Genomic DNA, 17315 nt, shown 5'->3' with positions numbered 1-17315 from the left:
TCTTGAAGAAGAGCAGAAGAAAGTTCTGCTGATCTATTAAAAGAAAAATCTCTTCAAAACAAAGGGCTGAGAAAGAATATTACAGGTAGCTATATTTAGACAGATTTAACGAACTTCTACCTACAACCCCCTTGAGTAAAACTTGATTAGGCACTAAGTTTTTCCCAGATCTTTTCAGAATCTTTAATTAAGTTTATAGCATCTTCCTCTCCAAGGCTCTTTTGAGCATCTCTCATCAACTGTATATATCTCAATCTTAATTGACCCATTTCAATTTCTCGATCCAATTCACTCAAAGAAGTCCGTCTCTTGTATGGTGCATGTGAGGAATTTAGCGTGGAGTTGTGATTGCTCATCATCAAGCCTCAATAAAAGTTAGGAAAGAGTAGAGAGCTGACCACAGAAAACTCCAAATCCCTTGATTCAAGAAAGAAATTCACATCGCATAAGCTTCTCTACCCTAGTTGGTGCTGATCCCAACATTTAAATATTCTGACTAACAGTTTTAATGAGTGTGTTGGAAATTTGTTCGGTTCCCTTTCTATCCTAAAGATGTCTTGGAAGTGCTTTAACACGGAAGATGTTCTCAATCATACAGAGAGTACAATGCCCCTCTGTGTACAGGGGAGAAAGGCTCTTTCACAAGCCGTAAAAATAGCATCGATATTAAAGACAAACCGCTAGCAAATACTGTCAAGAATAAAAACTGAGATAGCAGAAGAGTAATCTGCGGCATCAAGATTAATGGATTAATAATATTCTTGCCATTTAAATAGAAGATATATCTGATTCACTAACAGCAATTACTTCTCATGATGCAAGCAAAACAGGAGTTCGTTATAAAATACTATTGAGTCTTCGGACATTCCTGGTAAAGGTAAAAAGATCAAGCCATCAGAAGAAAGCCTCAGATGGATTGGATCAGGTTAGGTTCACAATCACAATGCCAAAATATAAACTGAACTCTGAACAGCGATTTATAAGAAATCTACTTATTGGATTTTTCTCAGCATTATTTATTGTCTTTGTATTAGCGATGATTACGCTCTTCCAGACACTAACCACTTATCCAAGCGCTTCTGATCTGCCAATAGTCACCATACAAAACTGCTACGACGTGGATACTTGTACAACTACCGAAGGAGAACAGATCCAACTTGCTTGTATTGATACTCCTGAATTGAGAGAAAAAAAAGCTGATCTAATTGCTGCTAAAGCAGCAAGAGATTATTTAAATGATTTAGTTGCCGGATCAGCAATAAGCATTCGCCGTATCAGTGAAGATCGATATGGAAGAACAGTCGCGGAGTTATCAAAAGGTCCTATTAATATTCAAGAACACCTAGTTGAAAAAGGCTTTGCACGTATCTATAAAAGGTATTCAAGTCAATGTGAGTGGAGCATGAATAAAATATGAAACTCCGTAAAACATTGATTTCCTTAGGCATTAGTGCTGCCACTGCTACTGGTTTATCGCTACTAAAAGTTAATAAGGATCTTGTTGTTGGATCTACTGCTGTAGTTGTGGGTGCAGGATTAATGATTGCTTTAAAAGATAAGATCGAGCTAAATAAAAAAGCAAGAGATTATGAATATTTTTTTAATAGAGCACAAGATAAATTTGAACTCGCAGATTATGAAGAGGCAATACTTGACTACAACAAAGCTTTGGAACTTTCACCTACTGAGATTTGCCTTGTCTACTCAATGCGCGGTAATGCAAAACGTAATTCAGGTGATTTTGAAGGTGCAATCTCCGATCAAAATAAGGCATTAGATTTCGATCCTTTATATGCAGATGGATATTTCAATAGAGGTATTGCCAAATTTAAAAAGGGAGATTTTGATGATGCAATTGAAGACTATTCACAAGTTATAAAAATCAACCCAAAAGATTCAGATGCATTTTTTAATCGTGGTCATGTAAAAAAAGAAATGGGAGAGATGAAAGGTGCATGTGAAGATTGGAGAAAAGCTGCAGAGCTTGGGGATGACGATGCTGCAAAATTCTTTAGGGAAAATTGCGAATGAATCTTTTCCTTGCAGTTTATTCCCAATAGTAATCGGAGGCTTATCTATCAATCCATAGTTGAAATATATGACACCAAAACAACAAACCCACAAAACTGCCAATCAATCAATTGAATTCGTAAACAATTCTGGCATTGACTATATAGATTCTCTTTTTAACAACTCACAAGGACAACCTATTAGATGGGTCTCGGATCCAGTTTATACAAAGGATCATTCTGTAAATTCCTCAACAGTCATTACCTATAGCTTGCCAGGATTAAATGGGAAGACAGCAAGATATAGTTATGCTGAAGAAGAGTTTCTTGGGTTAGTCAAAGCTACCGCTTTCACAGAAAAACAAGCAAGTGATATCAGAAAAGCATTTGAACGCATAAGTGATTTTGTAAATATAACTTTTGTCGAAGTTGATGAAGAAGACGTTGAGGAGAATGGTGAGACAATTTCAAAAGTTGGAACAATCAGATTAGCTATAAGAACAATTACTGACGAATCTGGAGTTTATAGAGAAGGCATTGGTGCAACAGCTTCAATCCCTGGAGATCAGCCGCGAGGAGGTGACATTTTTTTTAATAAGCAATATGAAAATATTGGTAACTTTGCTTCTGGCACAGTGCCTGACAATGGAATAAGTGATGGGGATCTAAAAATTTTATACCACGAAATTTTTCATGCTTTAGGAACCGAGCACCCTGGAGATCATCCAACAATTAAATTTCCTGAATCTAAAAACAAAAGACCACATACTTTATTCGGCCCCGACGGTGAAAACACATTTATAGACGATAACAATATTATTTCGATGGATCCTGGAATATACGATATAGCACCTTTACAGTATCTATATGGAGCAAATAACCAATATAATGTAGGAGATACAATCTATAGCTACTCACCAAACGAACCACTCTTTGCAACTATTTGGGATGCGGGTGGAGTTGATACGTTAGATTTTGGTAATTTTACAAAGAGCCAAATAATTAATCTTTCACAGGGTGAATTTTGCGATTTAAGTTTTGATAATAATTGGTCTGCAAAAAACCATTTAGGTATTGCATTCAATTCCATCATTGAGAATGCTAAAGGTGGTTCCGGTGCTGATCAAATTACAGGTAATAAGTACAAAAACAATATTCAAGGTAATAGTGGTGACGATATAATTGATGGTGGCAGTAACTATGATATAGCAACCTACTCCGGGAAATTCTCAGATTACACATTCACAATTTCTAATAAAAAAGTAACTGTTGTAGATAATCGATCATCTACAAATGATGGGACTGATACCTTATCTAATATTGAAAAGCTGACCTTCGCAGATAAAAATGCCTTAGTAACAAGCAAGGAAGTTAAAGGTATTACTTCATTAGGATTTAAATCAGAAAAAATATATTCAGGCAAAAGTGATAGTTATAAATTCTATGATTTAGGAAGTGATAAATATGGAGTCGAGACAACAAGTGGAATCGATGAATTAACAGGTGCCTCGATCTTAAAATTTGATGATAAAAATATGCATCTAGCTAATGACATCAAAGCAACTTTTGATCAAGTCACTGGGCTGAATACAGACTCTGGAAAAATGTTCCGCCTATACAATGCCTCCTTTAAACGTCTACCTGACCCCGATGGACTACGATATTGGATTAGTAATTTCAGTTCTGGGAAAGATGATGAACGAGCCGTAGCTTCATCTTTTTTAGCTTCTGCTGAATTTAAGCAGCGTTATGGAGACAATGTCTCGGATTCAATCTATGTCAATACTCTGTATAGAAATGTCCTAAGCAGAGATGCTGATACCGGTGGATTGAACTATTGGTTAGGTCAATTAAATAGCGGAGCAGAAACAAGATATGAAGTTCTCCTTGGCTTCTCTGAATCAGCAGAAAACAAAGGACTCTTTACTGAAATGACAGGATATGCATAACCAATGAAAAGCTTAGAGCTAGTCTATTACTTGTTTCTAACCACTCAGGTCAAGCTTTTGTCAAACTCTTGCTAATCTATTTGCAGTAAGGCAAGCGTTTTTCATGCCGAATATCGCCGTAAAAACAAAAGTGCTAGAAGGTAAGGGCGTTGTCTTGTCATTCAAGAGAGATCCAAACGTTTTCTGCTATCGAGAGCTTGTCCCTAACACTAAGAAGTACCAGTACAAAGCTATTGAGGGAGTGAATAGCAATGAGAACTCAAACCAGTGGAACGGAAAGATAAAATCAGTAGACCAGATCAAATAGCCATTATAAATTTTCATAAAAGCTATTAATTTTCAGCCTATATCAAAGTATGTGCTTTATTTGCTTACAATCGAAAGGGTTTGAAACTGATATTGCAACAGTTATTGAACTTACAAGGAGTTCCCAATTATCAGTTAATGCTGAAGAAACAAACGGACTTCAATCTAAAGAATATTTATCAGCTCCCACTAATTTCCAGGAAACAGATTCATTTAAGCCAATAGATCCTAAATATTTAATAATGGGATTTGCAGATGGACGAGATGAAATTGCTATAAGGAAAGAATACGCAGGAACCAATAGGGAAATCAAAGTATATCTATCAACTGGTGGAGATGAATTAATAGATATCAACCTAGGAGAATCAGAAAACAAGAAATACTATTCATTAATACCAGAAGAATGGCAAAAGTCATATGTAATTGACTCTCTTGAAAAAATAAATGAATATATCGACATAGACTTAAAGCTAGTAAATAAAAGAGATGAAGCTGATTACACCATTGTAATCTCACCATTGGCCGATAATAATTTCTTATCAGCAGATACAGAGAGAGGAAAAAGTGGCAATTTACTCTCTGTAAGTTATCAATCTGGACTGTATACCACTGAAAACAATTTAGATCTCTTAAATCACACTGACTTCAGCAAAAAGATGCAGAAAGCAACTTTCGTTCATGAATTAGGACATCTACTTGGATTGGAACACCCATTTGATTTAATTGATGATGATGTGCTTAACCCATATTATCCTGAAAATTTTTCCTATCTTAGAAGTGAACCACTGTTTCCCTATGAATACTCATTGATGGGTTGGAATGGTAGCTATGTCGATGACACTAATTATAAAGACATATGGTTCCAAAGTGTCGATATAAAATCACTTGAAGTTATATGGGGAAAATCAAAAATTATGACTTTTTCTGATAAAAGTTATGATTTTAAATTTTACAATTTAGGGAATTCTCAATATGGGATAAAGAGTAAAAATGGAACAACTATTGATCCTCTAACTGGCATTAACCTTTTAAAGTTTGAAGATAAAAATTTAAATCTTACAAACGATATAAAAGCAACTTTTGATCAAGTCACTGGGCTGAATACAGACTCTGGAAAAATGTTCCGCCTATACAATGCCTCCTTTAAACGTCTACCTGACCCCGATGGACTACGATATTGGATTAGTAATTTCAGTTCTGGGAAAGATGATGAACGAGCCGTAGCTTCATCTTTTTTAGCTTCTGCTGAATTTAAGCAGCGTTATGGAGACAACGTCTCGGATTCAATCTATGTCAATACTCTGTATAGAAATGTCCTAAGCAGAGATGCTGATACCGGTGGATTGAACTATTGGTTAGGTCAATTAAATAGCGGAGCAGAAACAAGATATGAAGTTCTCCTTGGCTTCTCCGAATCAGCAGAAAATAAAGCTCTCTTTACTGAGATGACTGGATTTGCCTAAACAATGAAAAACTTATTACTCCCATTACAGAGCAGATGAGTCCACTGAATCCTTGGTAAAGGTCTAAAGATAAAGCCAGCAGTGGAAAGTTTGAGGTGGATTGGGTCGGTCAAGTTAGACTCAAAACTACAAATAGTATAAAAATTAGCTCTAAAGCAAAACACTTACAAAGTATCAAAAAGAGTTATATTACTTTATTGATAAATACCATTGATATTGTGTCATCCTCCTTTTTAATTTCAGGTCCATCAGGAAGTGCTGTTGATTTGACAAGCACTAAGTCCATCAATGAGAATTCAACAACTATTCATACTTTTTTAGCAACTGAAAGTGCTACCTGGTCACTTTCTTCTGCCTCAATAACTGATACTCAAAACTTTTTTAAAAGCGGTGAGGTCAAAGATAGTGGATCTGGAGATATTGCCTTAACATTTAAAACACAAGCAGAAAATTCTCTCCTTGATGTTGGTGGAAACGATGATGGAACAAAAGGGTTTAAAAGTCTGTCCACTTTTTCATATGATTCTGCTCAAGATAAGTTCGTTCAAATAGATGGAAGTAGCCTGCAGAATGGCAATGACTATAGAGGAGATACCACTACAAGATCTAGGCAATATTGGATTGATGAATGGAATGGGACAGACTCGTTACGTTTTGATTTCAAATATATAAACAGTAGTGGAACTGAGTATTTAGATCATTACTATCTAGAGAAAATCGATGGAACATTTACTTTCTCTGATATTCCAACGAATGAAAGTTTATTAGGTATAAGTGATTTAAATGATGCGTCTAAATTTAGTATTGATTCAAGTTCAGGTGCTTTAACGTTTAAAACTGCACCCGATTATGAAACTCCTACTGATAGTGATACAAATAATGATTATGTCCCAGTCGTCAAAGCAAGTAATAGTTCTGGAACTATAGCTAAGCAAACAGTTACTATTTCGGTTCTTGATGTCAACGCACCTACAGCACTAGTCTTATCTTCAAGTAGTTTTAATGAAAATGTTGCAGCTACTTCTACAGTCGCAACTCTCACCACAACAGATGCTGATTCTTCAGATACGCATACATACTCCTTTGTAACTGGCACTGGTGATACTGATAACGATTCATTTACCATTGATGGTACATCTCTAAAAATTAAAGCAGCCCCTGACTACGAGACAAAGTCTTCCTACAGCATCAGGCTACAAACTACTGATAGCGGTGGTGAAACCTACGCTAAAGCTTTCACCCTCTCAGTCAACGATCTTAATGAAGTGCCCACAGCCATAACATTATCCTCAACTAGTTTTAATGAAAATGTTGCAGCTACTTCTACAGTCGCAACTCTCTCCACAACAGATGCTGATTCTTCAGATACGCATACATACTCCTTTGTAACTGGCACTGGTGATACTGATAACGATTCATTTACCATTGATGGTACATCTCTAAAAATTAAAGCAGCCCCTGACTACGAGACAAAGTCTTCCTACAGCATCAGGCTACAAACTACTGATAGTGGTCAGAAGCAAGCTAAAGCATTTTCAATTGGAAGTATTTCGAGTGATGCTCCAAGTGGTATATCTCAGACTTTTTCAAAAGAGGCAGAGGTCTTTGGGATAAAAATTTACGCAACATCAACAACTCTTGATAGTGATATACAGCATGCTGCGAAAATCATGGCTGAATATCTTGATAATGACGAAGACGGAGTAGCTGATGATAGTGCGGTTATCACATCAATGATTAATAGCAAGGCGACCTTAGTGATGTTCAAAGACGAAGCAGAAAATGACTCGGCAGATTTAAGTGTTTTAGAAAGTACAGGGTTAAATGCACAAAACCTCTTTGGAGAAGAAACAATCCCTAACGGTGCCGCCACAGGTAAATTTGATGCTTCTTTAGAAGAAGTCCTGCATTTAATTACCGACTATGGATATGCCAAAGTATACCCAACGGCGTTTTCTGTTAATACAACATCGTTATTAACTGAAGCCATGGACATTGCAAGAGGTGGAAATTTTCAAACAATACCTAGCTCTTATCCCGCTGGCGCCTGGTATACCTATTATGACGAAACAAGTGATTATGCTACTCAAGCAACGGAGTATTTCTACTGGGGTTTGACCTCTATCTTAGGAGCTCAAGATTTTACTGGAAGACTTGACTCTATCAAAAATGAATGGACACCAAATACATCAGCAAAAGTACAATCCACAGATACAAAGCTGTACTCACTTTTAACCGACACTCAATATAAATTACCCACTGTTCTGCCCAATGGAGAGTACTCAGTTCCAAGTCAAGCAACATTCACTAAAACGCTTACTGTCAACGATTTAAATGAACTTTCTGGAACAACAGGAAAAGATACAATAACAAGCACCTCAAAAAATGACTATTTAGACGGCGGAACAGAGACTGACACGTTGATCTATTCTGGCAAGTTTTCTAATTACAGCTTTACACGTGGCACAGATACGCTACAAATCTCAGATCAACGGACGACTGGAACAACTGATGGAACCGATACTCTTAAAAATATTGAATATATTCAGTTCTCAGATCAAACCGTAGAAGAATCCAAAGTAGACGTAGTGAAAACTTATACCGGTGAATTTAGTGATTACAAGTTCTATAACAAAGGTAATGGAAAATATGAAATCAAAACTGATTCTGGTTATGACGACATCACTGGTTATCCATCGTTAAAATTTAGCGGAGAGGCAAGCACCAGTTCGTTCCGTGATGTGAGTGCCATCGCAGATATCAAAGGAACCTTTGATCAAGTCACTGGTTTAGATACAGATTCAGGGCGTATGTTCCGTTTATATAATGCTTCCTTTAAACGCCTTCCTGATGCGGATGGTTTGAAATATTGGATTGGCAAATATTCTTCTGGAGAGAATGATGAACGTGCTGTTGCACAATCATTTCTTGTCTCTGCTGAATTTAAACAGCGGTATGGAGATAATGTGACTAACGCAAAGTATGTAGAAACTCTTTACACCAATGTCTTAGGTAGAGACTATGACCAAGAGGGCTATAACTATTGGCTTGGCAATTTAAATAACGGTACTGAAACTCGACATGAATTGCTTTTGGGTTTTGCTGAATCAGCTGAAAACAAGACTCTCTTTACTGAAATGACAGGTTTTGGTTAAACACCTAAGTATCCACCACAAATTTCTTCACGATCATTATTGATCGAATCACCTATCATATACCCCAGACACCACTACTCTTTAGCTATGCTGAGAGGAATAAAATATCTCTCTTTGTATCAATCCAACTATGTGCAGATTATACGTGAGCAGCTAAGTTTAACGCCCTTTAATCTTATTGATACCAATAGATCTCAAGTTACATGGTACAATCAGAATTAATATCGATTTACTGGATTAATCTTGAATAATATATCATAAAAAAATCAATGATATTTAATTAAAGAAGAAGTTTCAAGATATGGCTACTTACGAAGTAAATGACGATATTTCACCGTTCAGGCGGGTTGTATATATAGAGGCTGATTATGGAAGCGAAACTTTTTCAGGTAGCGGTATTATTATTGGAGAAAATGATATCCTGACTGCTGCTCATGTTATCTATGATAAGAAGCTAGGGGGTTTGCCGGATGCATGTAGGATATATCCTTCATACGACCCTAACAGCAGTTCAAATACTTATTATAATGCCGAATGGTATAACACATTTGATTGGGACGAAAATGGTGATGAGTTAGTAACTGCAGGTGATGGTGTCCCCGGCACACTATTAGAACTAGAGAAAGATATTGGCTTAATTTCTCTCGGGACAGATATTGGTTCCACTTATGGTTGGATGGGTTTGAAATTTGATTTTGATAGTGGAACTGCTTCAAAACTTGGACATCCAGGTCAATACAATTACAGGTTGATGTATGACGAAGGTATAGTTTATAAAAATTCAATAGATAATTTCTTTTCTTGGAATACTAGTGATATTGAAGTTAACAGCGGTGATTCAGGTGGTCCTGTCTATGTGTATTCAGGTGCAAGCCTTGAATATCAAGTAATTGGAGTAGTCAGTACTAATAGTTGGGCATGTGCACTCAATGCACACTCTGATTGGTTATTAGAAGAAAGAGAATTAAATAATTATCTATATGACAAGAGTTTTGCGACGATAACATCTGCTAACAGTGTAAATGAAGGTAGCAGTATTTCATTCACTTTTAAAACTCATAAAAAGGAAGAGAATACACAATATACATATACATTAAGTGGAGTATCCTCCTCTGATTTCTCAAGTGGTGCACTTAGCGGAATAACAACCATTGATGAAAATGGTGAGGCTACCTTCAGTATTGGTATTAGTACAGATCAAAAAACTGAAGGCACAGAAAACTTCACATTATCAATTGGCGAAAAAACAAAATCAATATCCATTAATGATACGTCTACAGATGAGATAAAGCCATTAATTACGGGTCCTTCAGGAAGTGCTGGTGCGGAAAATAGTAAGAAAACAATCAATGAGAATACGACAACTGTTCATACCTTTACTGCCAACGAAGCTGTTACTTGGTCAATTAATGGAGGAAATGACCCCACATTCTTTTCAATTAATTCCACTACTGGTCTATTAACATTTAATAATGCTCCTGATTATGAAAATCATCTTGATAGCAATTCCAATGGCATTTATTCGATATATGTAAAAGCGACAGACCTCGCTGGGAATTCTTCTAATCAATGGATTGAGACTACTATTGCCGATGTTAATGAAGCGCCTACAGACCTTCGATTAATCTCAACAAGTTTCAATGAAAATATTGCTGCCTCTACAATCGTCTCGGCAATAGGTAGTACAGATGCTGATACTTCCGATCTACGAACCTACTCTTTAATCAGTGGTAATGGTGACACCGATAACAGTTTATTCACCATCTATAAAGGAGTAGCAATAACATATTTAAAGATAAATTCTTCTCCTGATTACGAGACAAAGTCTTCCTACAATATCCGCTTACAAGTCACTGATAGTGGTGGTGAAACCTACGCTAAAGCTTTCACACTCTCGGTGAATGATCTCAATGAAACACCTACAGCATTAACCTTATCTTCAAGCAGTTTTAATGAAAATATTGCTGCTGCTTCTACGGTCGCAACTCTCTCTACGACAGATGATGATACATCCGATACGCATACCTACTCTTTAGTCACCGGTACTGATGATACAGATAACAGCTCCTTTACGATTGATGGATCATCCTTAAAAATTAAAGCCTCTCCGGATTACGAAACAAAATCCTCCTACAAGATTCGCTTACAAACAACTGATAGTGGTGGTGAAACCTATGCCGAAGCATTCACTCTGTCTGTTAATGCTTTAGAAGAAGGGGATACGGAAAAACCAATCATCTATGGAGTAAATAATGATGTACTTTATTCCACTACCTCTGGCACTTTTGCTTCATCGACATCCATAGATATTCAAGAAGGTACTAACCAAGAAATTTACAGATTCATTGCCAATGAAGAAGTCACTTGGTCTATATCACAACTATTTGATAATAATGATTATCAACATTTTTCAATAGACCCAATCACAGGATCTCTGTCTATTAATGGAAATCTTGACTATGAAAACCCGCAAGCAGGTGGTGATAATAATTTATACATAATGAGTATTAACTCTACTGACACTAATGAGAATGTAAATAATTCAAATTGGTTTCGAGTAGTAATTACTGATGTAGAAGATGAAAGTAATACCTCTTCTACATCTGCGACATCAACTGAATTACAACAATTATATATTGGTTATTTTGGGAGACCTTGTGATCCAAATGGATTAGATTATTGGCTGGGCCAAAAAGTAACTAAAAAAGCTTTTGCTGCAAATATGTATTTGCAACCTGAATTTAATTCGGTTAATGGAAATCTAAGTACGACAGCTCAAGTCAATCAAATCTATTTAAACCTATTTAATAGAAATGGAGATACCGCAGGATTAACTTATTGGTCTAGTCAAATCGATTCAGGAAATCTTGAACTTGCTTCAATTGCAAACGATTTAACTTGGGCTGCCCTAAATAATGATGGGAGCGAAGTCGATAAAAAAACGTTAACTCATAAAACAAATGCTGCTATTCAATATACATATGAAATAAGAAAAAGTACTTCCGATATACTTGCCTATCAACCAGCATCTACTAGTCCTTGGATTACAGGAAATAACCTTACCGAGGCAAAAACATTTATTAATGAAATCGGCTATTCAACAGTTGCGACACTTTCAGAGATCCAAAATAGTATTACAAAATTCAGTAGTACCTCAAGTAATCTTCAATTAAGTCCTGTCAGCAATCCAAGCAATTCAATAGATGTTATTACTGGTCTAACTTTGGATAATTTATCAGATTATTCTTTAGACAATCTAAGACAACCAGATACAACAAATATCAACAGCTCAAATATTTCTCATGCTCCAAATATTAACTACAAACTAAATTATGTTGAGTTATCAAATCATTTAACTAATCAAGAATATATAGATAATTTGTATGGAGACATACTTAATAGAGCAGCCGATAGCAATGGTCACAATTATTGGGTAGGTCAATTAAATAGCGGAGCAGAAACAAGATATGAAGTTCTTTTAGGCTTTGCAGAATCAGCAGAAAATAAAGGATTATTTACTGAGATGACTGGGTTTGGTTAACTAATGAATAACTTTTTGATAGTCGCTCTAACCACTTCACTTCTCTTCCCTTCTCCTTCACAATCAGACACCAATCACTTTGGTGCAGGAGGAGTTTTCGAATTAGATCTATGCAATATCAAGATACCATTGCCACCGAAGCAAGAAAGAGAACAAAAGCTTTTAGAGGAGCAGTTGATGTAGATGAAAAAATTTCAAACCAGAAAACAATAAGTCTTAACTATTCATACAAGAATTGAGGTCAATTTCCAGTTGTGTCAGATGGCTTTGTTCTGAACTTATCCCCCATAATTCACCTCGTTAAGAAGCTTCTAAAATAGATTCATAAAGTTCTGGAATATCCTTTGGCATTGTTTTAGTTGATTTTTGAAGCAGAAATTTTCTCCTCACAATCGGTATCTCCTTCCTCACAGACAACCTCAGCTTTGTCTGAATGTGAGCTACAACCCAATGCCATTACTGGTGAAATGCCAAGAACTGTATGTAGAGTAGTTGCCGAAAAAATTAAGTAAGGAATGAATTTTTTCATAACCACCTATTAGTTATCATTAATGATCTATCAACTGATTAGCAACTGTGAGTTTTCAATGTTCGGTTAACTCCTTAAAGCCAATAGGAATAGAAACTATTTATAAATAAATGAGTCCTAATAAAAGTAACTTATAAAATAAGAGTTGCTATTTTGGCATTCCTCGTATCTATTAATAAACAAAGAAATCTAGGAACATGAATCACTTCCAATTCACGGATGAACAATTTATCGAGATCAGAGAAATCTGGAGAGATATCAATTCTCAATGCAAATTGCTGCAAGAGCAAACTGGTTGTCCTGATAGCGAAATAGTTAAAATGATTGACTCTGCAAAGAGTTATTGGGAAAACAAGCGTTAAACAAAAATAACTATCTAAGCACTAAGTTTTTCCCAGATCACCTCAGATTCTTTGATCAAGTCAATAGCCTCATCTCTACCAAGTATCTTTTGTGCATCATTCATGAGCTGTATATATCTAAGCCTTAGTTCTTGTTTATTCATAAGCTGCATTTATATTTCATGCAGAGACTTCTCTCTAAATGCAACATTATGCTTATTAGGTGCATGCGAAAAGTTTAAAGAGGCATTGTGGTGGCTCATTAGAATGAATTTGATTAACTTCTTATCGAGAAAGGGAAATTGCTATAAAGAACAATTTCCCTGGCCCTAGGTGGGTGTCAAAAAGGTGCATTGCAAAACCCTCTTTAATCACATGCAGGTGATTGACTGACCTACACAACGTAAAGAATATTTTGACTAGGTAATTGAGCTATCGAGTTGGTTAATCAGCACGGTTTTCCTTATTAAAGGTTGGTACTTTAAGTGTTGCAGCTTGAAGTACTTCAGGGTAGACATTGAATGATGTTGTCCACTCACAAAATTCTTGGCTAACTGCATAACTATCTTCATACCTCTGTAACTCATCGAGGTAATTTACTCTTTGAGTAGCCCATGCAATGATGAGTCGATGACTAATATCCATCATCGGATCTTATTCAAGCCAAAAAAGCACCGTGGTTATTACTTGTTAAATGAATATGAAAAGAACATTCAAACGAAAGCTTTTTTATTCCTAATTACTCACGACTAAATCAACTTTTAGATAAAATTTTTCATGAACTTTTAGTTTACAATCTTGTTTAACTTTAAAAAGTGGAGACGATAAATCTAGTTTGGTTCAAAAAAGACTTAAGAACATTTGATAATGAAGCACTTAATGAAGCGCTTAAAACCGAGAATGTAATACCAATCTTTGTTATTGAACCAGATCTCTGGAAATTACCTGATCATTCTTCAAGACAATGGGAATTTGTACGAGAATGTTTAATTGATTTAAACAACTCATTAAATGATATTGGTTTGAAATTAATTATAAGAGTTGGGAATATCGAAGATGTAATTAAAGAATTTACGGAAAGGTTTCATGTTAAAGGTATTTATAGTCATGAAGAAACCGGCAATGAATGGACATTTAAACGTGATCAAGATCTAAGGCGTTTTACAAAAAACGAAAACATACACTGGTATGAATACAGACAATTTGGTGTTTTTAGAGGTCTCAAAACACGTAAAAATTGGTCTCGAAAGTGGGAACAACATATGTCACAGGAACTCATCAATGATCCCAGAAGAGTAAATTACTTTATTGATATTCCAAGTCATAATTTACCCTCCTCTAAAAGTCTAAAGTTAAATTTAGATAAATGTAGTCATCGAATTCAAGGAGGAAGAAAGCAAGGGCTGAATAAACTATATGAGTTTCTGAAATACAAAATAGATAATTATCAATATTCTCTATCAAGTCCTTTAAAAGCATTTGATGGATGTTCTCGCTTATCGCCTTACTTAACTTGGGGTTGTCTATCAGTTAGAGAGGTAGTCCAGACAATTAGAAGAACGAAGAAAAGAGGATCTAGAGCAATTAACTCAAGATTACATTGGCATTGCCATTTTATTCAAAAGCTTGAATCAGAGCCTGAATTAGAAAGTCGTGAGTACCATCCATACATGAGTGGTATCAGGAAGTCAAATCAAATTTTTTTAAAAGCATGGAGTCAAGGTCTAACTGGAATACCTTTTATAGATGCATGCATGAGATCCCTAAATAGTCATGGGTGGATTAATTTCCGAATGAGAGCAATGCTTATGTCATTTGCTAGCTACCAACTATGGCTTCCATGGCAAGAGAGTGGCTTATGCCTAGCACGCAAATTTATTGACTACGAGCCAGGAATTCACTGGACACAATGCCAAATGCAATCGGGTACGACATCGATTAATACGATGAGAATTTATAACCCAATTAAACAAGGATATGATCATGACCCAGAGGGAATATTTATTCGAACTTGGGTAAAAGAATTACAATACCTTCCAAGCAAATTCATCCATGCACCATGGAAAATTGATCTATTTCATCAAGATGATTCATCATTAGTTCTTGGAAAAAATTATCCATTCCCTATTGTAGATCCAATTATTAGTACAAATACAGCACGAGCAAAGCTAAAAGAGATAAGAAATAAACCAGGCTTCTTTGACATCGCTAATAATATCCTTGAGAAACATAGCTCAAGAAAAAGGAGAAAGTCAAAGTTGAAAAAGAAGCAAAACAATCCCGTTCTACATAAACAATTAACCCTCAAGCTTTAAAATTGCAGGGCTGATGAGTCTACTGAGATCATTGGTAAAGGTAAAAAATCAAGCCAACAGAGGAAAGCTTGAGGTGGATTGGATCAAGTTAGATTCACAATCATCAACATTTGATTTAAGAAAGACTAGATGATCTAGTAATCTATGATTTCCATGATTTTGGTCAATTACCAGTGAAGTACAAATGCTTTTTACTGGCATGACGGGATTTATTAAATCTAGATCAAATGAAATTCAATCAGAAAACTCTATATTTATTATTGTAAAAGTGAATGTCGTCTTATAATCGATCATATGCGAATCAATTATATTTATCTGCGGTTAATGCTAGTTATATAAATGGCAACTACATTGGAACAAAGTCTAACGAGTATCAAAGAGAAAAAGATGACACGTTTAAAATTGATACAACTACCTCCAGAGAGCCTTACGAAAGACTTACTGTACTGCAAGAGGTCTTAAGTCAAGAAGCATAGTCGGCATCGATCTGAACCTTAACCTGAGCTTTATTTGTATAGTCGGCATCGATCTAAGCCATATCTCTAGATCACTTCTCTTAACAAAAATTCTATTTCCTTTAGGAGTTAAAAAAACCTTCTCAACAATTTTGCCCTCTCTTACAATCATTCGTACTGTTTGTCCTGAGAATCTACCTTGAATCCAATCAAGAATATCTGGATAAAACCTATCAATATTTTTAAAAGACTTTCTTGAGAAGACATGAATAAATCCTTCTGATTTAATTTTGCTTTCAATAGATTCTGTAGATTTTGCCATTAAATTATGAATTTTAAAACGAATGAGTTCTGTTTCAGTTGATTCTCTATGAAACTTTGAGGTTAACTTCCGGTGAATTAACTCATATTTTGACTCAAATCGTTTTGCAACTTGATGATATTTGGATTCAATTCTCTTTTGCTTATTCTTTAGAAAAGTGGCGACAGGCATCTCTAATATCTTCTACTAATCCTGTCTATCGCATATACGAATACAAAACCAGATAATAAATACTTATAGATACGCAATCAACAATGATTTAAACCTCTCTAAAAATACCTAAGACCGAGCACCACAGGTTTACAACCCACTATGGCTCTAATAATTCAAGATATTGTTCTGAACTATTATCAGGCATAGACGAGCACTCAATGCCGATCATGGGCGGGCTGGGCTTAGACATGCAAAAAGGTAATAACCTTTCTCTCTGCGGCTATTTCCACTGAGGATTGGTTCTTCGCCAGCCAGCCGCTAAAAGCTTCTCCCACAACTGAATCGCTAGGTTCCTACGCATTTTCTTACGACTCTTAAGTAGAGGTATTCCATTGCATTCAAGCCTACCTTTGTCGATAATGACCTTAGGGTTCTGACCCCAAGCCTCCCAGTCATACCTAAATCTCAAAACCCAAAATCCATTAGGCTCTTTAAGCCATCCATCACGCTTCATCCTTCAGATCTACCTGCTAGTACAATTGTACTAGGAACAGGAGCTTTGTGTTCTGATTCCTGTCCAGCATTCGTCCAAAACGCTCAATAACTATACAAAGAGATCAAACATTAATTAGCGAGTAAAGCTATAACTGAGTTATTCCTCGCCTTGCACAACTGATCTAACAGCAGTTATGCAAGCTTGAGAGATCGTTTTAGCGAGTTAAAAGATTGTACGGATAGCAGAAGACGGATTTATTTCGTGCGTATTGTGCGATATGT

15 protein-coding genes are annotated in these 17315 nt (G+C 35.9%); 9 read left to right on the top strand and 6 right to left on the bottom strand.

The window, feature by feature from the left end:
* Positions 1-146: 146 nt before the first annotated feature.
* Complete coding sequence (locus EW15_RS11530; RefSeq protein ID WP_255327228.1) at positions 147-269, bottom strand: hypothetical protein; 123 nt, start codon at positions 267-269, stop codon at positions 147-149.
* Between the two features lie 674 nt (positions 270-943).
* Here EW15_RS11530 and EW15_RS02295 point away from each other — a divergent pair.
* From EW15_RS02295 to EW15_RS10750, 7 genes are all read left to right on the top strand, one after another.
* Positions 944-1417 (top strand): thermonuclease family protein, encoded by a 474-nt coding sequence (locus tag EW15_RS02295; RefSeq protein ID WP_225866588.1) that lies wholly within the window; start codon positions 944-946, stop codon positions 1415-1417.
* Entirely contained in the window at positions 1414-2031 is a 618-nt protein-coding gene (locus EW15_RS02290) for a tetratricopeptide repeat protein (protein WP_038651415.1), read from the top strand. Before EW15_RS02295 ends, EW15_RS02290 begins: the two co-directional genes overlap by 4 nt.
* Positions 2032-2098: 67 nt before the next feature.
* Entirely contained in the window at positions 2099-3958 is a 1860-nt protein-coding gene (locus EW15_RS11430; protein ID WP_225866587.1) for a DUF4214 domain-containing protein, read from the top strand.
* A 356-nt stretch (positions 3959-4314) separates the two neighbouring features.
* Positions 4315-5727 (top strand): DUF4214 domain-containing protein, encoded by a 1413-nt coding sequence (locus EW15_RS10450; RefSeq protein WP_071841027.1) that lies wholly within the window; start codon positions 4315-4317, stop codon positions 5725-5727.
* A 218-nt stretch (positions 5728-5945) separates the two neighbouring features.
* The gene (locus tag EW15_RS10755) at positions 5946-8882 is read left to right on the top strand and encodes a DUF4214 domain-containing protein (protein WP_197049696.1); all 2937 of its coding nucleotides are present in this window, start codon (positions 5946-5948) and stop codon (positions 8880-8882) included.
* A 301-nt stretch (positions 8883-9183) separates the two neighbouring features.
* On the top strand, positions 9184-12423 hold the full coding sequence (locus tag EW15_RS10295; RefSeq protein WP_052041147.1) for a DUF4214 domain-containing protein: 3240 nt from the start codon (positions 9184-9186) through the stop codon (positions 12421-12423).
* A 3-nt stretch (positions 12424-12426) separates the two neighbouring features.
* Positions 12427-12606, top strand: a complete 180-nt coding sequence (locus EW15_RS10750; RefSeq protein WP_156095716.1) for a hypothetical protein — start codon at positions 12427-12429, stop codon at positions 12604-12606.
* Positions 12607-12778: 172 nt separating this feature from the next.
* Here EW15_RS10750 and EW15_RS02255 read toward each other — a convergent pair whose 3' ends face one another.
* On the bottom strand, positions 12779-12952 hold the full coding sequence (locus EW15_RS02255) for a hypothetical protein (protein ID WP_156095714.1): 174 nt from the start codon (positions 12950-12952) through the stop codon (positions 12779-12781).
* Positions 12953-13149: 197 nt separating this feature from the next.
* Between EW15_RS02255 and EW15_RS10745 the strand changes: the two genes are divergently transcribed.
* Positions 13150-13314, top strand: coding sequence for a hypothetical protein (locus EW15_RS10745; RefSeq protein ID WP_156095712.1), 165 nt, complete (start codon positions 13150-13152; stop codon positions 13312-13314).
* A gap of 14 nt (positions 13315-13328) precedes the next feature.
* Here the strand turns inward: EW15_RS10745 and EW15_RS11525 are convergent, their stop codons facing one another.
* Both EW15_RS11525 and EW15_RS02245 read right to left on the bottom strand, forming a co-directional pair.
* The gene (locus EW15_RS11525) at positions 13329-13457 is read right to left on the bottom strand and encodes a hypothetical protein (protein WP_255327227.1); all 129 of its coding nucleotides are present in this window, start codon (positions 13455-13457) and stop codon (positions 13329-13331) included.
* Between the two features lie 280 nt (positions 13458-13737).
* A complete protein-coding gene (locus EW15_RS02245) occupies positions 13738-13941 on the bottom strand; it encodes a hypothetical protein (protein WP_225866586.1) in 204 nt (67 codons plus the stop codon).
* 167 nt (positions 13942-14108) lie between these two features.
* Here EW15_RS02245 and EW15_RS02240 point away from each other — a divergent pair, with 167 nt between their 5' ends.
* Positions 14109-15608: a deoxyribodipyrimidine photo-lyase gene (locus EW15_RS02240; protein WP_038651402.1), complete on the top strand. Its 1500-nt coding sequence runs from the start codon at positions 14109-14111 to the stop codon at positions 15606-15608.
* 438 nt (positions 15609-16046) lie between these two features.
* Here EW15_RS02240 and EW15_RS02235 read toward each other — a convergent pair whose 3' ends face one another.
* Both EW15_RS02235 and EW15_RS02230 read right to left on the bottom strand, forming a co-directional pair.
* A complete protein-coding gene (locus EW15_RS02235; RefSeq protein WP_038651399.1) occupies positions 16047-16556 on the bottom strand; it encodes a hypothetical protein in 510 nt (169 codons plus the stop codon).
* Positions 16557-16818: 262 nt separating this feature from the next.
* Positions 16819-17052 (bottom strand): DUF1651 domain-containing protein, encoded by a 234-nt coding sequence (locus tag EW15_RS02230; protein ID WP_038651396.1) that lies wholly within the window; start codon positions 17050-17052, stop codon positions 16819-16821.
* Between the last annotated feature and the right edge of the window lie 263 nt (positions 17053-17315).

This window comes from Prochlorococcus sp. MIT 0801 (assembly GCF_000757865.1).
In the GTDB taxonomy this organism is placed as follows: domain Bacteria; phylum Cyanobacteriota; class Cyanobacteriia; order PCC-6307; family Cyanobiaceae; genus Prochlorococcus_B.
This window is presented reverse-complemented; position numbering and strand designations above follow the sequence as displayed.

What these genes read in the sequence shown, in the direction of transcription:
- EW15_RS11525 (WP_255327227.1), bottom strand. Translation starts at nt 13,457, where the DNA reads ATGAATAAACAAGAACTAAGGCTTAGATATATACAGCTCATGAATGAT.
- EW15_RS02295 (WP_225866588.1), top strand. Translation starts at nt 944, where the DNA reads ATGCCAAAATATAAACTGAACTCTGAACAGCGATTTATAAGAAATCTA.
- EW15_RS02290 (WP_038651415.1), top strand. Translation starts at nt 1,414, where the DNA reads ATGAAACTCCGTAAAACATTGATTTCCTTAGGCATTAGTGCTGCCACT.
- EW15_RS11530 (WP_255327228.1), bottom strand. Translation starts at nt 269, where the DNA reads ATGGGTCAATTAAGATTGAGATATATACAGTTGATGAGAGATGCTCAA.
- EW15_RS02235 (WP_038651399.1), bottom strand. Translation starts at nt 16,556, where the DNA reads ATGCCTGTCGCCACTTTTCTAAAGAATAAGCAAAAGAGAATTGAATCC.
- EW15_RS02255 (WP_156095714.1), bottom strand. Translation starts at nt 12,952, where the DNA reads ATGAAAAAATTCATTCCTTACTTAATTTTTTCGGCAACTACTCTACAT.
- EW15_RS10450 (WP_071841027.1), top strand. Translation starts at nt 4,315, where the DNA reads ATGTGCTTTATTTGCTTACAATCGAAAGGGTTTGAAACTGATATTGCA.
- EW15_RS11430 (WP_225866587.1), top strand. Translation starts at nt 2,099, where the DNA reads ATGACACCAAAACAACAAACCCACAAAACTGCCAATCAATCAATTGAA.
- EW15_RS02245 (WP_225866586.1), bottom strand. Translation starts at nt 13,941, where the DNA reads ATGATGGATATTAGTCATCGACTCATCATTGCATGGGCTACTCAAAGA.
- EW15_RS10295 (WP_052041147.1), top strand. Translation starts at nt 9,184, where the DNA reads ATGGCTACTTACGAAGTAAATGACGATATTTCACCGTTCAGGCGGGTT.
- EW15_RS02230 (WP_038651396.1), bottom strand. Translation starts at nt 17,052, where the DNA reads ATGAAGCGTGATGGATGGCTTAAAGAGCCTAATGGATTTTGGGTTTTG.
- EW15_RS10750 (WP_156095716.1), top strand. Translation starts at nt 12,427, where the DNA reads ATGAATAACTTTTTGATAGTCGCTCTAACCACTTCACTTCTCTTCCCT.
- EW15_RS10745 (WP_156095712.1), top strand. Translation starts at nt 13,150, where the DNA reads ATGAATCACTTCCAATTCACGGATGAACAATTTATCGAGATCAGAGAA.